The 17256-nt window shown below is 67.0% G+C and carries 16 protein-coding genes and 3 pseudogenes; 6 read left to right on the top strand and 13 right to left on the bottom strand.

Translation table 11 applies throughout. The annotated features are described in order from the left end of the window. Positions 1–250: 250 nt before the first annotated feature. Positions 251–652, bottom strand: coding sequence for a hypothetical protein (locus ACIQKA_RS29285; RefSeq protein ID WP_402542901.1), 402 nt, complete (start codon positions 650–652; stop codon positions 251–253). An 818-nt stretch (positions 653–1470) separates the two neighbouring features. Further along, the gene (locus tag ACIQKA_RS29280; RefSeq protein WP_402542900.1) at positions 1471–2130 is read right to left on the bottom strand and encodes a hypothetical protein; all 660 of its coding nucleotides are present in this window, start codon (positions 2128–2130) and stop codon (positions 1471–1473) included. 679 nt (positions 2131–2809) lie between these two features. Between ACIQKA_RS29280 and ACIQKA_RS29275 the strand changes: the two genes are divergently transcribed. Continuing rightward, a complete protein-coding gene (locus tag ACIQKA_RS29275; protein WP_402542899.1) occupies positions 2810–3397 on the top strand; it encodes an Imm21 family immunity protein in 588 nt (195 codons plus the stop codon). Between the two features lie 26 nt (positions 3398–3423). On the opposite strand, the pseudogene ACIQKA_RS29270 reads toward ACIQKA_RS29275, so the two are convergent. Together ACIQKA_RS29270 and ACIQKA_RS29265 are read right to left on the bottom strand one after the other, a co-directional pair. Next, positions 3424–4193: pseudogene (locus tag ACIQKA_RS29270) on the bottom strand (transposase). 143 nt (positions 4194–4336) lie between these two features. Further along, positions 4337–5145, bottom strand: a protein-coding gene (locus ACIQKA_RS29265; RefSeq protein ID WP_402542898.1) for an IS5 family transposase whose coding sequence is annotated in 2 segments (ribosomal slippage) — positions 4337–4825 and positions 4828–5145 — 807 coding nt in all. Because the reading frame shifts where the segments join, the coding sequence is not laid out codon by codon here. A 616-nt stretch (positions 5146–5761) separates the two neighbouring features. Between ACIQKA_RS29265 and ACIQKA_RS29260 the strand changes: the two genes are divergently transcribed. After that, positions 5762–6826: a SpoIIE family protein phosphatase gene (locus ACIQKA_RS29260; protein WP_391097126.1), complete on the top strand. Its 1065-nt coding sequence runs from the start codon at positions 5762–5764 to the stop codon at positions 6824–6826. A gap of 64 nt (positions 6827–6890) precedes the next feature. On the opposite strand, the pseudogene ACIQKA_RS29255 reads toward ACIQKA_RS29260, so the two are convergent. The 3 genes and pseudogenes from ACIQKA_RS29255 to ACIQKA_RS29245 all read right to left on the bottom strand — a co-directional run. Beyond that, a pseudogene (locus tag ACIQKA_RS29255) lies at positions 6891–7311 on the bottom strand (transposase family protein); the annotation flags it as partial. A gap of 32 nt (positions 7312–7343) precedes the next feature. Further along, positions 7344–7583 (bottom strand): annotated as a pseudogene (locus ACIQKA_RS29250) (GNAT family N-acetyltransferase); the annotation flags it as partial. Between the two features lie 94 nt (positions 7584–7677). Beyond that, entirely contained in the window at positions 7678–8676 is a 999-nt protein-coding gene (locus ACIQKA_RS29245) for an NADP-dependent oxidoreductase (RefSeq protein ID WP_402542936.1), read from the bottom strand. A gap of 121 nt (positions 8677–8797) precedes the next feature. Between ACIQKA_RS29245 and ACIQKA_RS29240 the strand changes: the two genes are divergently transcribed. Further along, entirely contained in the window at positions 8798–9673 is an 876-nt protein-coding gene (locus tag ACIQKA_RS29240; RefSeq protein WP_402542897.1) for a LysR family transcriptional regulator, read from the top strand. A gap of 245 nt (positions 9674–9918) precedes the next feature. On the opposite strand, the gene ACIQKA_RS29235 is transcribed toward ACIQKA_RS29240, so the two are convergent. From ACIQKA_RS29235 to ACIQKA_RS29215, 5 genes are all read right to left on the bottom strand, one after another. Continuing rightward, positions 9919–10050, bottom strand: a complete 132-nt coding sequence (locus ACIQKA_RS29235) for a hypothetical protein (RefSeq protein ID WP_402542896.1) — start codon at positions 10048–10050, stop codon at positions 9919–9921. Between the two features lie 32 nt (positions 10051–10082). Next, on the bottom strand, positions 10083–10238 hold the full coding sequence (locus tag ACIQKA_RS29230) for a hypothetical protein (protein WP_402542895.1): 156 nt from the start codon (positions 10236–10238) through the stop codon (positions 10083–10085). Between the two features lie 122 nt (positions 10239–10360). After that, complete coding sequence (locus tag ACIQKA_RS29225) at positions 10361–11053, bottom strand: response regulator (RefSeq protein WP_391097128.1); 693 nt, start codon at positions 11051–11053, stop codon at positions 10361–10363. Between the two features lie 5 nt (positions 11054–11058). Continuing rightward, positions 11059–12282 carry a sensor histidine kinase gene (locus ACIQKA_RS29220; RefSeq protein WP_402542894.1) on the bottom strand — a complete coding sequence of 408 codons (1224 nt, stop codon included), beginning with the start codon at positions 12280–12282 and terminating at the stop codon, positions 11059–11061. Between the two features lie 31 nt (positions 12283–12313). Further along, positions 12314–13195 (bottom strand): type II CAAX prenyl endopeptidase Rce1 family protein, encoded by an 882-nt coding sequence (locus ACIQKA_RS29215; RefSeq protein WP_391097130.1) that lies wholly within the window; start codon positions 13193–13195, stop codon positions 12314–12316. Positions 13196–13555: 360 nt separating this feature from the next. On the opposite strand from ACIQKA_RS29215, the gene ACIQKA_RS29210 reads away from it, so the two are divergent. Continuing rightward, positions 13556–15211, top strand: a complete 1656-nt coding sequence (locus ACIQKA_RS29210; RefSeq protein WP_402542893.1) for an alpha/beta hydrolase — start codon at positions 13556–13558, stop codon at positions 15209–15211. Here the strand turns inward: ACIQKA_RS29210 and ACIQKA_RS29205 are convergent. After that, positions 15199–16005, bottom strand: coding sequence for a transposase family protein (locus tag ACIQKA_RS29205; RefSeq protein WP_402542935.1), 807 nt, complete (start codon positions 16003–16005; stop codon positions 15199–15201). The two genes, ACIQKA_RS29210 and ACIQKA_RS29205, sit on opposite strands and share 13 nt — an antisense overlap. An 86-nt stretch (positions 16006–16091) precedes the next feature. On the opposite strand from ACIQKA_RS29205, the gene ACIQKA_RS29200 reads away from it, so the two are divergent. Together ACIQKA_RS29200 and ACIQKA_RS29195 are read left to right on the top strand one after the other, a co-directional pair. Further along, a complete protein-coding gene (locus ACIQKA_RS29200; RefSeq protein ID WP_391097132.1) occupies positions 16092–16853 on the top strand; it encodes a hypothetical protein in 762 nt (253 codons plus the stop codon). An 87-nt stretch (positions 16854–16940) separates the two neighbouring features. Next, entirely contained in the window at positions 16941–17228 is a 288-nt protein-coding gene (locus ACIQKA_RS29195; protein WP_402542892.1) for a hypothetical protein, read from the top strand. The last annotated feature ends 28 nt before the right edge of the window (positions 17229–17256 follow it).

The following is a 17256-nucleotide window of genomic DNA, read 5'->3' as shown; positions in this document are numbered from 1 at the left end:
CTGAACTGTGATGAAGCACCATCGTCGGGACAAAAAGCTCTTTGAGTGCCTGTTTTGCATGTAAAGGCCAATGGAAATCTTGGCTGGACGGGGCAGCGGCCCCGCCGGAGGCGGGGCCACTGCGTTGGCGCGAACCGTGTTGCTTCAGTGCTGGACCGCCGGCCCTCGTCGAGGAGTTCCATGAGGACAGCGGCAGGTCCTTTGCAGGGCCATGGCGGGCCGGGCTCAGCGCCCGGCCCAGTGGCGAGAGCTAGGAAATGCCCACGCAGGTGGAGGGACGGCCAACCTCGCACAGGAAGATCCGGACGTCGGCGACGTTGCTTTCGGCACCCGAAGCAGCGATCTTGTGGTACGACCCGTCATTGATCCAGGCGCTGCCGTTCCACTTGCTGTACTTCCTGTAGAGGCTCACGGCGTAGCCGTTGGTGGAGCACAGGTCATAGAGGTTGAAATCCCAGTCGGTCTTGTAGGACGTCTTGCCGTTGTAGGCGGTGGAGGCGTACCAGTGGTAAGTGCCGCTGGTAGAGCCGCAGCCGTTAGCGAGCCTGGCGCGGTAGGTGCCGCCGTCCGCTTGGGCGGAGCCAGCAAGAGACAGGACGAGGCCGGCGCCCGCGGCAGCGACGGCGATCGTACGGGAAAGCTTGGATCTCACGACAAACTCCTTGTCGATCAATGTACGGGAACGCGACGAGTGCCTAAGCCTGGGCAGACGAGCTGTCCGAGGCGACCTGACGTCAGCCGGGACGATCTCGACTGAGCAGCCGGGGCACCACTGAGACTGCTGACCGCTGAGGGGCGAGGCAACGGCCACCGGCTGTCCCGGACAGACCCGGACTGTCCGGGCTGGTCAGAGTCTTGTCCGGATCCCACCCCGGACAGCCGGGCATAGCCGAATCCGCCGTTGCCCTTCTGCCAGAGCCGCAGCAAGCGTTCATGGGGGGCCTTGGGGGTTGTCGCCGTATGAAGCCCGAGACGCTGCCGGTTTCATCGAGTCGATGCGGCAGCTCAAGGAGCGTTCAGGGCTGGCATATCGCGAACTGGAGGCGCAGGCAGCCCGAAACGGTGACGTGCTGGCGCGCAGCACGCTGGCCGACGTCCTGAGGCGGACGAGTCTGCCACCGCCCAATCTGCTGGCCGCGTTCGTCCGCGCCTGCGGGGACGGGCAACGGGTCAGCACCTGGCTGGACGCCAGAGACCGGATCGCCGCAGGTGTCGTTGCCGTGTCCGCCACGGCGCCGAGCTCCGTGCCCGAAGTCGACGCCACGGCCGAGGCTCACCTGCAAACCGAGGAATCCACGGGCTCGCAGCCCCGCCGGACCGAGCCACGCACCGTCGCGCTCGCAGCCGCGCTCATGGTCCCGCTGCTCGCCCTGGTCGCCTGGGAGTTACTCCCCAACGGCTCCGAAGCTCCGGGCGCAGGCGCACCGGCTGCTGCGGCCACCGCCTCCCGGACCCCCGCCGACGGCTGGGTCACCCTCCGCCCCGCCCCCGGCTGCCCTTGCCGTGTCGAATGTGCAGCTTGCCGAAGTCGCCCAGGTCCGGCCGCCAGTCGCGGATATCCAGCTTGAGCGTCTCGGTCATGCGGGTCCCGACCCGCCGCCACAGCGAGGCGACCATGTAGTCCCGGGCCGCGGGCAGGAACTTCCTCGCGCTCCCCAACGACTCCCGCCCCCCGTTGAACAGCTGCTCCACCTCCGCCTCGGCGGGCGGGATGCGCTGGGTTCCGTACTCGCTCTTGGCCGGCCGGTTGAACTCGTCGATCGGCTGCACCAGCACGTGACCGGTCAGCGTGTGGATGTCGTCCTGATAGCGAGCGGTCAGGAAGTCGAAGAACTGCGCGAGCGTCCATGCCTTGCTCTGCACCGTGCTGTGCGCGAGCCGCTTGACCTTGCGCTGGTCCGCCAGGAACCGGTCGGCGTCCTTCGGACCGCTCGTCCACACCGGCCGGCCAAGGAACCGCACGTACTCGAAGATCGCCCGCCGATCGTCGGCAATCGAACCGTCCGCCATCCCGGCGCCGACCCCGGCAAGCAGGAACTGGTCGACCAGCTCCTGCTCGAAGTCCTCGTACTCCTGCGCCGTCGCCAGTCGCCGCGGCGTACCGATCGACCGGACGACCGCGAGCGTCATCGACGCCTCAGCTCACTGGGAACGGCCATGCGTCATGGATAGCGGCAGATCGTCAGGAATCTCGACGGAACGTCGGAGTCTCCAGGCGATCGAGTGGACCCCCGCTCACCAGTACCGCAGGTCAGAAGATGATGGGCTATGCAGAAGGAACTTGCGGGAGTCCCGACAAAGGGGCGGGGCACCGCCTTCGAGCCCCGCCCACCGGCGCCCGGCGCTCCGGAGACGTAGTGCTACGAGCCACCAGAAGGTCCTGAGAGGAACTAACCTCTTGGGGCTCCTACTTCCTGTCTGTCATCCGCTCGGCACCCGCCGGAACGGATTCTTTCTCGTTGGAGTTGTTCCGCCATGACCACGCCCCCATCCCCAGTAACTTCAATACCGCCGCCCTGGCCGTACTGTGCTCAAGATGCCGACCCGGTCACTGATCCCATTGGCTGCCGCGGCATTCGTATCCCCGGTCACACTGCCTGCCTCGCCCACCTGACCGACACTGACCGCGACACTTACCTGGCCGGTCTGACCCCTGGCGCTGACCTCGACCACCGTGGCACACCGTTTACTGAAGATCTCCTTAAGGGCTGTCCCGTAACTGCTGCTTGCCATAGGCGCTGAGCCTTTCCCGTGCCGGGTTCCGATGAATGCGGGGACGTTGTCAGTGGGCGAGGGCACACTGACGTGCATGAACACCTCTTCATCCACCGCAGACGATGCCTCCGCCCCCTCCACTGTCTGGGTGGAGTCGTTGGGCGGTCCTCTGATCGTCATCCCCGTCTCCGCCCTGACCTCCTGGGGCGGGTGCACGGAAAGTGGGCTCATGGCGGGAGACGCCACCGCCCCAGACGACTACGACCGGGCCTGCACAGTGGACGAGCTGGCCGGTGTGATCCCTCTCGACGAGTACGGTGCGCAGGCACTGGTGCTGGCGGACGAGCCGGCGACCAGCTGCTATCTGCCCCAGCATCAAGCGTTCCTGCGGTGGCTCGCCGCCGACTCAGAGGCCGGACTGAGAGCCGCGGCCGACGCTGCCCTCGCAGACCCGGCCACGGTATGGGAGGAGTGTGGCACCTGGGCCTCGGACGGACCGGCGGTGCTCATTGACTCCGCCGAGGCGGGGTCCGACCTGGGCATCGAGTACCCCGGCGGCGGGATGCCCGCCGAGGCGTCGGTCTCGCTGCCCGCCGGCCGCTGGAGGGTCCGCGCCACCCAGACCAAGGTGGACGAGGAGAACTGGGTCGGCCTGGTCCAGCTCCTGCCCGCTGAATCCTGAACGGACAGTCCTTCGGCCGGGTGCAGTCAGTCACGGTGCCCGACGTTGTGCAGACGGGCGATGCCGAGCATCGCATGGTGCACGCCATCGCCCTTGAGACGGCAGTCACGCAGGATCTTCCAGGTCTTCATCCAGGCGAAGGCATGCTCAACCCGTGCGCGGATCCTGCGGTGAGAGGCGTTGTGCTCCTCCTTCCAGGCAGACAGTTCGCTCTGCCCAGGGGCACGGCGGTGTGGGATGACGAGCCCAGTACCTCGATAGCCTCCGTCGGCGATCACTGCGGCCTTCCCGACAGCGGCCTTCGCCCCGGACAGCTCCCATGCCTTGCAGTCGTTGCGGTTGCCCGGCAGTGGCTGGCCGACCACGACCACCGGTTGGGTGTCCGCGTCGATGACGACCTGGTGATTCGTCGAGTACCGGTAGTTCTTGGACCGCTCCGCCACCGCGTGGTCGCAGGCGGGAACCAGAGCGCCGTCCACGATGAGTACGGCGTCCTTGTGAAACCGCTTCCGGGGCCGGAACGCGAGAAGAGGCCCGACGTGCCTGACGATGCGGCCAGCCGCGGACTTCGAGACACCGAAGAGCGGGGCGAGCTGCCGCAGCGTCAGGTTGGTGCGCCAGTAGGCAGCCACCAGAAGCACCCGGTTCTCCAGCAAAATCCCCCACGGCCGACCTCGCCGAGCGACGTCGGCGCCTTCCCTCCGCAGGGCACTCACCACCCGGTTGAACTGGCGCGGAGCCACACCAGTGAACGGGCTATCCATGACGGCTCAAACGCTGTGATCACGTGTGACACGGTCGAGATCATTGCAGGGCAAGATCACTTACGGGACAGCCCTTACACAGCGGCTATGACTGAGCGACTTGACGCGTTAGGACCCTCAGGTGCCCTACCTTCTAGGCGGGTTGATCGGGCCATTCGTAGAGCTCGTAACACGATCATGTTCGGGTCTTCTTGAGTCGTCTCCAGCAGATGAGGCTGCAGGCGAGGGAGATGAAGGCGTCGTGGAGTTCGGTGCGGCGTTCCCAGCGGACGGTGAGGCGTTTGAACTGGTGGAGGAAGGCGAAGGTCCGCTCGACGATGTAGCGGAGTTTGCCCAGGCCCTCGATGTTCGGGGTACGCCTGCGGGAGATGATCGGCAGGATCCGACGTTTTCGCAGTTCGCGGCGGTTGGGGTCGGAGTCGTAGCCCTTGTCGCCGAGCAGGGCTTCGGGACGCCGTCGCGGGCGTCTGGGGCGGCCGGTGGCGGGCGGGATGCCGTCGACCAGGGTGAGGGTCTGCGTGACGTCGTTGACGTTGGCCGCGGTGGTGATGACCTTCGGCGGGGTGCCGCGTCCGTCGCAGATCACATGGTGCTTGCTGCCCGTCTCCCGCCGGTCGACCGGCGACGGACCGGTGTCGGCACCCCCTTTTTCGCGCGGACGTGGGAACCGTCCACGCATACTCTGGACCACTCCAGCTCGCCGGCCGCATTCAGCTCGGCGAGCAGGATGCGGTGCAGTTGGTCGAAGACTCCGGCCTGCTGCCGGCGCTCGAGGCGCCGCCAGCAGGTCTGCCCCGAGCCGAACCCCAGCTCCAGGGGCAGCAGTTGCCGGGCAATGCCGTTGTGCAGCACGTACAGGATGCCCTGCAGGAACTGCCGGTCCGGCACCGGCCGCGGGCCGGGAGCCCTCTCGGGCCAGGGCGGCAGCAGCGGCTCGATCAGCGCCCACAAGTCGTCGTCCACGATCCACGGCCGAACACTCACGCCCTCCGAACGGCCGAATCGTCACACCGGTCACGCCTGATTAGGGCAAGTTCACAAGATCGTGTTACGAGCTCGTTAGGTAACCAGAGAGTTGCGGTTCAATATTCAGAACGAAAACAGCTCACTTCTGTGCTGCCCTAGCGAGCCCATTCTGGGACTTTCAGCAGTCTGGCGTGATCGGATTATCGAGATTCGAGTCTGTTGAGTTCGGGACAATTTATCGTGCCGGAACTTGTGACGTTGCGTGCTGGGGCAGTTATGAGGCGCGAATTCGTGTGCCGTGTCCGGCCGAGTGGTTTCCTCGGTTCCGACTCGCCGCTGAGGATCCCCCGCTGCGGGGCGGAGGCATGAGAGCTTGTCCACTCCGTCCCTGGGGCCGGTGCCCGGTAGGGCGGGCCTGGTTGTGCCCGAACGGAAGCCACCGGCCAGGGCGACGCTCCCTTCCACCTCTCCACGGCCGAGGGGAGCGGTATCCGGACTGGCAGAGCGAGTGAGACGGGGTGAGGGTGTGGGTACGGGGCGGGCTGCTCTGGAGCACAGGCATTGGGACGAGGAGCATCCGTGGCCGCCCCGGTGGCTGCGCTGGGGTCCACCCGCACTCATTGTGGTCACGCTGGTGGTCGATCAGCTCACACCGCCGCGCTATCCCCTCGGCCCCTTGCTCTCGGCCTCCGTGGTGTTGTCCCTGTTCACCTACCCTCCGGGCGGTGTCCTGGCCGTCGGCGCCGCCGGATGCCTGCTGCTCACGCTCACCCAGATGGTCGAGGACTATGTCGGTCCCCTGACCATCGTCTCCCTCATCGTTCTGGCCATCCTTACCCTGCTGTCCACATGGCTGTGCGTAGTTCGCCAGCGGACCGAAACCCGCTTCCGCCGCGTCCAGACAGTCGCCGAAGCCGTGCAACTCGCCCTGTTGAGACCGCTGCCCGAACGAATCGGCCACCTGCGTCTGTCAGGTTTCTACCGTGCGGCCGACGAGGAGGCACTCATCGGCGGCGATCTCTACAGCGTCCGCCCCACCCCCTTCGGCCTACGGGCGATCGTTGGGGACGTCAAGGGCAAAGGCATTGCCGCAACACAGACCGTCGCCACGGTCATCTCCGCCTTCCAGGAAGCAGCGCTGCTCTACCCGTCACTGAGCCAGGTGGCAGAACGGATCGACGCGGCTCTCGAACTCGACCGCGAAACCCCCCCGATGGCCCCACTACAGGATGCCGGCGCGGTTTCCCCGACCGGACATACGGCACCGGCGGAGGAGGTCTTCGCCACGGCTGTCCTGCTCGAGTTCCCCGACAACGCCCGTGCTGTCCATGTCCTGGACCGGGGCCATCAGCCGCTACTCGCCATCAGGGGCGGCAGAGCATATGTCGTGGAGAGCGAGCACAGTCTGCCGCTGGGCATGGGCGACTTGTTGACCGCGCCTCCGCACACCGTCACGCTCCCCCTGCACCCCGGCGAAATTCTCCTTGCCTATTCCGACGGCATCACCGAGTGCCGTAACCGCGCAGGAACGTTCTATCCATTGCGCGAACGCCTCCAGAACCACTGCGCAAACAGCACCGGAGCGGTGTCGCCCTCAGGACTCGTCGCCTTCATCGAGGAAGACGTCGCCCGGTGGGCTGCAACTCTGAGCGACGACCTCGTCGCCATCGCCTTCCAGATCGCCCGAACCGACGACTGACCCTTACTAACGAGCTGGTGCATGATAGCTGTGCAGGCGTTTTTCGCCTGGTCATGGCCTGTTCTCAGGTGTTGGCGGTGCGGTCGGAGACGAGGTCGGCAATGGCCCGGTAAGTGTCGGGCCGGGGCTTGCGCCGGTGGGTCCCAGCGGGTCAGCTGCTTCCAGCGTTTGTGGTCGGCGAGCGCGTGCTCGACGGTGATGCGCTTCGATAAGTGTCGGTGCCGGGGTTCCTCTCTGGCTGCGTGCACGTGAGGGAGGGCGACCTTGTTCGACTTTCTGGGTGGCGTGATCGCCTGAGGAGTGGTCGCAGCGGAGGCCGAGGTATCCGTCGTCCAGGAGAACCCCACGTCGGGGAAATGCTGGAAGCAGACACCGATGCCCTCATTGCATGCGGCGATCGCATCGTGCATCCGGCCAGGTCGCAAGGCGTCGGTTCAGAGCGTGCGGCCCTGAGAGTCGTCGATGACGGTGGCCTTCATCGACGATGTGAGGTGTTGCAGCGTCCTCTCGGCGGCCGTCAGGACACAGGGCGCATCATCACGGTGAGACGGGGTGAGACCGGGGAGGGTTGGCTGTGGCCGAGGTCCTCATACCCCCAGGATCGGTAGAGAGCGTGGACCTTCCCGTCTCCGGCCGTCTCGTTGACCATCAGCGTCACGTACGGATCGTCCCGGGCGGAGAGGAAGGCGTCGTGGATCCGGCGTGCCAGTCCTACACCGCGCCAGGCGGGCCGTACGCCGATCTCCTTCTGCTGGACCAGTTCGGCTCCCCGGCCCAGATCCGCAAAGCCGGACGCCGTCGCCTCGTCAGGGCGTGGGCGTAGCGCGCCACTGTCTGCTGGAGGTCGGCGATCACTGCGACACCGTCAGGATGATCTTTCCCTGAATGTGGCCCCGTGAGGCTCGCGTGTGTGCGCCACCTGCTTCGGAGAGCGGGTAGGTGCTGTCCACGCCGACCCGGAGCCTGCCCTTGTCGAAGAGGTTTCCGATCTCGGCGAGTTGGGCGCCGTTGGAGCGCACCTGGATGTTCGAGACGGTGATGCCCAGACGCGCCGTCTCCTCCGGGTCGTACTCGGCGAAGAACACCGGGAGCATGATGCCGCCGCGCTTGAGCACGGTCAGGAATCGCCGGCTGTCCGGACCTCCGACGGTGTCGATCACCACGTCGACGCCGCTGACCACGTCTGCGGCCCGCGTGGTGGTGTAGTCGATGAACTCGTCGGTGCCGAGTTCGCGCAGGAACGATTCGTGCCGTCCCGAGGCCACTGCGATGACGTGTGCCCCCTTCCACTTCGCCAGTTGGACCGCGAAGTGGCCCACTCCGCCGGCGGCCCCATTGACCAGCACGGTCGTCCCGGGCGTGATCGACGGCGGCTGGTGCACCTGGCCGGTGAAGGGAGACGGCACCTCGTGACCGAGATCGACGAGGTACTGCCAGGCCGTGAGCAGGGCCATCGGCGCACCGGCCGCCTGCACGTGGTCGATATCGGCTGGTTTGTGAGCCAGGTCGGAAGCAGGAGCGGCCACGTACTCGGCGTACGTCCGACCGTCGAATCCCGGGAACCGCAGCATGCCGAAGACCTCGTCACCGACGGCGAACCCGGACACGTCCGGAGCGACCGCCTCAACCACGCCCGACATGTCTGTTCCAGGGATCAGCGGGAAGTCCAGCGCCGGCCTCATTTCGACCGGCATGACTTTCAGCCCCTCACGCAGATACCAGTCCGGTGGGTTGACGCCCGCCGCATGCACCCGGACGAGCACCTCGCCCGAGCCGATCTCGGGAACCGGCACCTCGTCATACCGCAGGACTTCCGGCCCGCCCGCCTCGTGGAACTGGATCGCCTTCATCACGCCCATCGCTTTCTCGGAGAAACGTTGCACCTTCAGTCAAGGCCCGGGAGGACACGGCCGTCCAAGACCCCTTGGGCAACCGGTCATTCCGAAACAGCATGACGCGTACCCTGCAACGGTGAACGATCTCGGACAGGACCTGGAACTGCGGTTGGTGCGCTACTTCACCGTGGTGGCGGCACACCAGCACTTCGGCCGGGCCGCCGTCGCCCTGCACGTGGCCCAACCGGCTCTGAGCCGCCAGATCCAACGGCTCGAGAAACACCTCGGCGCACGACTGCTGGACCGCACACCCCAGGGCACCCGGCTCACTCCTGCCGGCCAGACGTTTCTCCCCCGGGCCCAAGCCCTGCTGCAGGCCGTCCGCCAGGCCGAACTGGCCGTGCGTGAACAAGCCCAGACCAGACGCATCACCATCGGGTATGTCGAAGACCTGGTGATCACTCCCGTCGTACGGGAGTTGCGCCGCCGTCACCCGGATGCGGAGATCACCACCCGATACCTGAGCTGCCGCGGTGTCGGCGCCCTGCCGGAGAAGGATGTGGACGCCCTGATCGCGCGGGCCCCGTTGCCGTTCGCCACCGACGACGTAGTCACCACGCCGCTGTACGAGGAACCCAGGATGCTCGTTGTCCCGCGGGATCACCCCTTGGCTGATCGCGTGTCGGTGACCGCGGAGGAACTGTCCGGCGAGGAGGTGGCGCCCTGCGCGTTCGAGACTGCGGACTGGGCTTCCTACCGGATTCTCGGCGCGGGCGTGCCGCTGATCGAGAGCTACGAGGACAAGCTCGAACTCGTCGCGAGCGGCAGAGCGGTCGCCGTGCTACCTATCGGCGATCGCCGCAGCTCACTGCGTCCCGACCTCGTCACTGTCCCGATCAAGGGCGCACCCCCCAGCCAGGTCGTCCTGGTCAGCCGCAGGGGTGACCCGAATCCGATGGTCTGGGATCTCCGCCCGGCCGCCGAAGCCGTGCTGACTGCCCCGCCGGCGTGACCCGGACCGGGCCGGGCTATGACGACGGCCGGCGGCACTGCCTCGGCCTCCGTATGGAGACCTGCCGGCCGAATACTGCTCGGCTCGGGAGCCGCCCCTCCTGTGATCCGTGCTCGTGAGGGTGTTTCGGCCTACCAGCCCTCGCCGGCACGGGCCGGAACGGTGATGTTCAGGATCCAGGTTGCGCCGAAGCGGTCGGTGAGCATGCCGGACAGTGGGGTCCATGCCGCGGACTCCAGCGGGCGTTACACGTCCGAGTGCGCGGCCAGTTCATGCCGCAGGGTGCTGATCTCCGTGGTGTCCTGGCCGCGCACGGACACGAAGAACGGGTAGGCGTCCTGCTCGTACGGTCCCGGCAAAGGCACGTCGTGCGTCATGACGTGAAAACCGTTGTCGGCGAGCACATGGCCTACACCACCAAGTCTGCCTCGTTTTTCCCCTGTACGTCGCCGGCATCTTTGTAGGTCAGCGCGATGGCGTGTCCGCTGAAAACGGACTGGCAGAAGTCCAGCGCCTCACGGCCCGAGTCACGGAAGTTCAGGTGCGTGGTGGTGGTGACGGGCATGGCCTTCTCCTGTTGAGAAGGACACTGGACGAAGCACCTGTGTGTGACAGGTGGTACACCCTGTTTCGAAAAATCCGTGGCCGATGGTGGACGGCGCCGTACCGAGTACACGCGTGTACCGGTCACGGTGTGCCGGAGACCAGTCCGACCCGGTAAGCGAGGACGACGGCTTGAACGCGGTCGCGCAGGCCGAGTTTCGCCAGGATGCGCGACACGTAGGTCTTGACGGTCTCAGGCGTGATGAACATCGTGGCGGCGATCTCCGCGTTCGACAGTCCTTCGGCGATCAGCTGGAGTACTTCCAGTTCGCGGGGCGTCAGCGCGTGCACGATGTCCTGCCTGGCCGGCCGGGAGGTGTCGGCTGGCCGCAGATGCCGCGCGAAGTGGCCGATGAGGTGGCGGGTGACGGCGGGGGCGAGCAGGGCCTCACCCCGTGCGACGGTACGGATACCGTTGATCAGCTCCGCCGGAGGCGCGTCCTTCAGGAGAAAGCCGCTCGCTCCGGCGCGCAGTGCGTCGTAGACGTAGGCGTCGATGTTGAACGTGGTCACGACCAGTACCTTCGACGCGTTCTCGGCATCGGGGCCGGCAAGCTGTCGTGTCGCCTGGATGCCGTCGAGCAGCGGCATCCGGATGTCCATCACGACCACATCGGGGCACAGCCGGCGTGCGGCCGTGACCGCCTCATGCCCGTTCTCGGCCTCTCCGACGACCTCCATGTCGGGCTGGGCGGAGAAGATGGTGACATAGCCGGTCCGCACCAGCGCCTGGTCGTCGCAGACGAGTACACGGATCGGAGACGGCGTATCGCTCAAGGGGTTCACTCCTGAAAGGGCTTGGACGGAATCGTGGCACGGACCTCGAACCCGCCTTCGGGCCGCGGTCCGGACGTCAGTTCACCATCGAGCATCCGCACACGTGCACGCAGCCCGGCCAACCCCCGTCCGCCTCCGGCACCCGGCTTCCGCGCAGCCTGTGCGGCAACCGGCCCGTCGGTGGCCACCACGATCTCGATGTGCTCGTCGCCGTACCCGAGCATGACCCGTGTCGGCTGCCCGGACGCGTACTTCATGGCGTTGGTGAGCGCCTCCTGTGCGACCCGGTAGGCGGCCAGCTCCACGTTCACGCCCTGTGGTCGCCACTCGCCGCGCTCGCTGAACTCGACCGGCTGGCCCGACTTGCGGGCCTGCTCGACCAGGTCTCTCACCTGGCCGAGGGCGGGGGCCCGGTCCGCACCCGCCGGCTCTGCGGATGCCGCCTCGCCGGTCGCCTCCAGAACGCCGAGCAGGTACCTCAGTTCCTTCAGTGCCCTGCGGCCGGTGTCACTCACCGCGGTCAGCCCTTCGCCGACGCGTTCCGGTGCGGACGTGAGCAGGTACTGCGCCGCGTCGGCCTGGACCACCATGGCCGTTACGTGATGGGTGACCACGTCGTGCAGCTCGCGGGCAATCCGTGCCCGCTCGGCAACCGTGGCCACCTCGGCGGCCAGCTGCCGGCGCTTTGTCTCTTCCGTCCGCCGCGTACGCACCGTGCTGCCCACGAGCCACGCGGCTGCCAGAGCCAGCGAGAAGGCGAGGTAATCCGGAATGCTGTTCGGTGAGCCCGCGCGGTGCAGGACGACGGCCAGCAGGGTGTAACCCGCACCCGCCGCGACGACCAGGCCGGTGCGGTACCGGACCTGGTGGGCGCCGGTGGAGTACAGGGCCAGGTACAGCCCTACGCTCGCGAACGTGGTGGCGAAGCCCAGCGCCTGGTGTACGGCGAACGCGGCCGCGATGACGGCCAGACAGGCCGCGGGCCGCCTGCGGCGGATCACCAGTGGCAGGGTCTGGGCGAGAGTCAGTCCGCCGCTCAGCACACTCGGCGTCCGCTCGGGCAGGTCGCCGATCTGCGCCCCGACCTGGGAGAGGGGCGGTACGAAGGCCAGCAGGGCCAGCATCAGGGCGAGGACGCCGTCCTTGACGAGAACATCCCGCTCCTGCCATCGGCCGAGCGAGGTCCGGAGCAGTGGGCCGCTCCTGCTGCGGAGCTTCTGAAGGGACATCACTGCGGATTCCTCCGGTAGTCGGCCTGTCTCAGCGGCCCGCGCGTCGACGCGGTTTGATGTCACCGTTGCGGTGGGCACGAACGAGCATCGTGACGGCGATGGCCACCCCTATAAGGACGGGCATGATCGACGCCTCCAGGCCGAAGTCGCCACCGGTCAGCAGAGCGGAGCCGTGAACATCCACGTTGAACAGGCCTTCGGGGGCATGCCCGGAGACGGGGATGCCGAGCAGCTGCTCCGTGGTGTTCCAGGCGAAGTGCAGCCCTACGACGAACCAGATGCTACGTCGCCACAGGAACGCGGCTCCGAGCAGGGCGCCCGCCTCCAGAGCAATAGCCAGTCCGCTCCAAGCGTTCGCCCCCTCGGCGCCCAGGTGAGCGACGCCGAAGAACAGCGAGGTGATCACGATGGCCGCCCGGCTGCCCCACAGCTGTTCGAGGGCCTGTAGGGCGAGACCGCGGAACAACAGCTCCTCGGTGACCGCGGCGCCGATCTGTAGCGCGATCGTCCTCCACACGACCGATATGACGCCGTCGCCCGCCCAAGTGAACGAATAGCCTCCGAACGCCGTGATCAGCAGGGCGGAGACGAGGATGAAGCCCAGCCCGATCGCACCGCCGAGCAACACCTGCCGGCCAGCACCGGACCGAGCCATCTCCGGTATGGAACGCCGGGCCACCCGGCGCATGACGTAGCAGTACACCGCCACCGCGGCGGCCGCGCCCAGCACCGGTACAAGCCCGGGCCCGGTGGCCGTCAGCCCCGAGGTCACTGCGACGCCGACCATTCCGGTCAGCATCCAGCCCATCGGGGATCGTGCGATCCGGCCGAAACGGCCGCTGCCGTCTCCCTCTCGGCCCTCATCCGGGCCGGAATTTGCGCGGTGTCGTAGGGCGGACTTCGTGCCCATGATGGCCTCCCGTGTAACGGGTCACTCCTGCGGCGACCTGGCAAACACGCTAGGAACCCGCAGACGCTCGCGAATCACCCGCGAATGGACAGCTCCGGTAGCTCTCACGGGGGATGCGCCAGAACGTATGGGGTCCTCGCCACCCCTCTCACGTGTCCGAGCGAGAGGAACGCGCCGGTGCGGGGCTCGTTACGGCGGGCGAGCAGGGCACGGTTGCGGCAGCGGCCCGGCGTCCCCCGCGCGAGCTACATGCTTTCGTCCTCTCAGGAGTGACGCGCCCGCCGGTGATTTCTCCTTGACTCGAATCGTCAACACAACGGCCGAACACGGCCGATCAATCGAGCAGTCGAGGAGCACACCATGTCTGCGAAGCCCAGTCCCGCTCAGACGCCCCGTTTCCGCGGAAGCCGCCGGATCGCCGCGACGCTGATGGTGTCCACACTGGTAGGAGGCGTACTGGCCGGGTGTTCTGCCGACACCGACGGCGCGCGGCCGGCCGGCATCGCATGGGACGAGTGTCCACCCTCGGCGCTCCCGCCCGCAGCTGAGGGGCAGACCCGTGACCAGGGCTTGGACTGCGCAACGCTGGAGGTATCGCTGGACTACCAGGACCCGGACGGCGAGAAGATCAACGTGGCCGTCTCCCGGCTGTCCACCACCCGGCCCGGGAAGCGGCGCGGTGTTCTGTTGCTGAATCCCGGCGGGCCGGGATCTGGAGGTCTGGGCATGCCCAAGGCCATGGCGTCCATACTGCCGAAGTTGGTGCTGGACCGCTACGACCTGATCGGTTTCGACCCGCGCGGCGTCGAGCACAGTACCCCGCAAAGTTGCGGTCTGCCGGACCCCAGCGTGCCCGGACTCTTCCCCTACCCCGCCGCGGACGGCTCGATCACGAAGAACGCGGCCCACGCCGAGGCCGTCGCCAAGAAGTGCGCTGACAATGCGGGCAAGAAGCTGCGGCACTACAACACCGCCAACACCGCACGCGACATGGACCGCATCCGTCAGGCGCTCGATGAGAAGAAGATCTCCTACTGGGGTCAGTCCTACGGCACCTACCTCGGCACGGTATACCGCTCGCTCTTCCAGGACCGTACCGACCGGATGGTCCTGGAGGGCAACGTCGACCCCGCCAAGGTATGGGCCGACCAGGTCGAGGACACCTGGGGCAAGAGCATGGCCGACCGATTCTCCGACGCCGCCCGCGTCGCTGCTGCACAGGCGGACACCCTCGAACTGGGCACGAACGCCGCGGAGGTGAGCCGCAACTATCTCACCCTCGCCGACCGGCTCGACCGCAGGCCGGCGAAGCTTCTCGGCGCATCGATACCGTTGGATGGGGCGGTGCTGTGCAACACGACCTACGCCCTGCTTCTGAAGAACGACACCCTTCCCGTACTCGTCAACTTCTGGAAAGCCGCCGAGAACCTGTCCCACGGCAGCGCCACGGCCGCCGACATCAAGGCCCTCCAGCAGGTGTTCGCCGCTCCGCCGCCGTCCGCTGGCATTCCGGCGGACAACCAGGCCACCATGTTCATGGCCCTCACCTGCGGTGACGCCGCATGGCCACAGGACACCGACGGCTACGCCGCCCGCACTGCCGCCGACCGCGAGAAGTGGCCGCTCACCGCGGGCATGCCCGCGAACATCTGGGCGTGCGCCTTCTGGGGCAAGCCGGTCGAGGCAGCGGTCGAGGTCGTGAAGGGCGGATCGCGCGACACCCTGATCCTGCAGAACCGCCGGGACCACGCCACCCCGTGGGAAAGCGGCGTCGGGCTGCACAAGGCGCTCGGCAAGGGTTCCGTCTACGTCGGCGTCGACAACGGCGGGCACTACGTCTACGGTCAGGGTTCCGCCTGCGCCGACCAGGCCACCGTCGGCTTCCTGAGCACCGGCCGCCTGCCGGACAAGGACCTCTACTGCATTGATGTCACCGGCAAGCAGTCGCCCCGGCCTGATCGGCACTGGGCAGTAGGGACGCGCGGTGAGTCCGTGAGCCTTTTTCATCCTGAGTAGCTGCAGGTTAGCAGGGTGTGGATGGCTTGGACGATGGTGCCGATGCGTCGGGTGGAGCATCGGGCTCGGCGGAGGATGCGCCAGGACTTCAGCTGGGCGAAGGCCCGTTCTCCAGGTGCTCTCAGCCGTGCGTGGTCGCGGTTGAACTGCTGGTAGTGCTCGGGCTGTTCGCGGTGGTTCTTGTATGGTGTGCGGACGGTGGCGCCGGCGCCCTGGTAGGCGCGGTCGGCGAGAACGAGGATCTGCCGGGTCAGACAGGCCTGCACAATGCCATGGGCCCGGGCCGCGGTCAGATCATGGGTCCAGCCTGGTGTCGCACGGGAGAACCACAGCGGTGTGCCGTCAGGACGGGCGATGACCTGCACGTTCATGCCATGCATGCGGTGTTTTTGCGAGTAGTACGGTTCGTCGGCGGCGATACGGTCGATGGGGATCAGCGTGCCGTCGACGATCACGTGATCGCCCTCGCCCAGTCCAGTCAGGGCCTCGTGCAGGCCCGGTGTCCAGACTGCGAGGACGTTAAGAGTCTCGTCGACGTAGCGCCAGGCAGTCGCGGTCGAGACGCCAAAGCCGGCCGCGAGCTGGGCAAACGTCTCGTTCTTCCGCAGGTGGGCCGGCGTGAGGAGTGCCTGCTTGAAGCAGCCGGGCCGTCCCCACGGCGAGTTCAGTTCACGCCTTCGAGCGTAGATCGGCCAGGAAACATGCTCGACCAACTCGTGCGGGACGTCGAGCATGGCTCGATACGGAAGCAACAGAGCCCCCGGGCTGTCGGCAGTGTCGAGTGGAATCAACACCGCCAACGACCGGGGGCTCTGTCACGTCACCACCCCGGCTGACCAGTGCTTATAGCCCTTCAGAGGCAGGATGAAAAAGGTTCACTGTGACCCGCCGCGAGATCAGCCGCTGGGAGCAGTCCGAGAACATCCCTACGAACCACACGCTCGGACACATTGCGGTGGTCTGCGGTGTCCCCTTCGATGAGTTACAGCGGGAGGCCAAGGCCGCCCGTGCTCGGGGAAGGAAGGCACGCCGCCACGACGAAGAGGATCCGGATGACATGAAGCGCCGCACAGTGCTGGAGGGCGCCCTCATCGGCGCGAGTGCGGCTGCCGAACCCTGGCAGCGGCTGGCCGCTGTTCTCCAGCGAGGAAGCAGAGTCGACGAGGCGTCCACGGCCACTCTGATCGACTGTGCCGCCGATCTGCACCTCCAGGAGCTCAACCTGAGCCCACGCCACCTCCAGTACAAGGTCGAAGCGCACCTCGATGCGATCACTGCGGTCCTCTCCCAAGCCGGCCGGCACGAACGCGCCCTCACCATCGCCGCCGGAGAAACAGCGGCTCTCGCCGGCTGGGTGGCGTGGGACCTGGGTGAGCACGCGAAGGCGGATGCCTACTACAAGGTCACCGAGAAGTGCGCGACAACTGCTGGCCACCCGCCACTGCGTGCCCTGGCACTCGCGTACGCCAGCTACGGCGATCACGATCCCGTGAACAAGTTGAGGTACTTGCGTCAGGCAGCTCAAGACGTATGGGGCCGCGGCAACGCAGCTGCCGCCGCGTGGGTACACGGGAGGTACGCCGAAGAGGCGGCACAGCTCGGCGATGACACCCAGGCCCTCCATGCCTTGGAACAGGCGTAGTTCGCCTACGATTTCGCGGACCACACCAGCGAGCAGGCGTGGGTCCGCTTCGTAACCCCTTACCGAATGGACTCGCTGGCCCTCTCGGTGTACGGCCAGCTGCAGCGGTCGGAGCTGACCACCACGGCGGACGGCGCACTCGCCCGGCTGGGGGATGACCTGCCAGACGGAGGCGTGGTCGTCCTCGGCGACCTCGCCATGGCTCTCCTGCGCGGAGGCGACGTGGATCAAGGGGTCGACGTCGCCAGGAAGTTCGCGGCCGCCGCCCAAGCCAAGTCCACCACGATGGGCAGGGAACGCGCACTCGCCATCGCAGGATCGCTCCCCAGCGATCAACGGGAGCTGGCCCACCACCTGCGACAGCTCGCGGCCTGAGCCCTTGGGCCTCGGCACGCCGACAGGC

It is taken from the genome of Streptomyces sp. NPDC092045 (assembly GCF_044756005.1).
GTDB lineage: Bacteria > Actinomycetota > Actinomycetes > Streptomycetales > Streptomycetaceae > Streptomyces.
The sequence above is the reverse complement of the archived record's forward strand: the minus strand, read 5'-3'. Positions and strand labels throughout refer to the sequence as shown.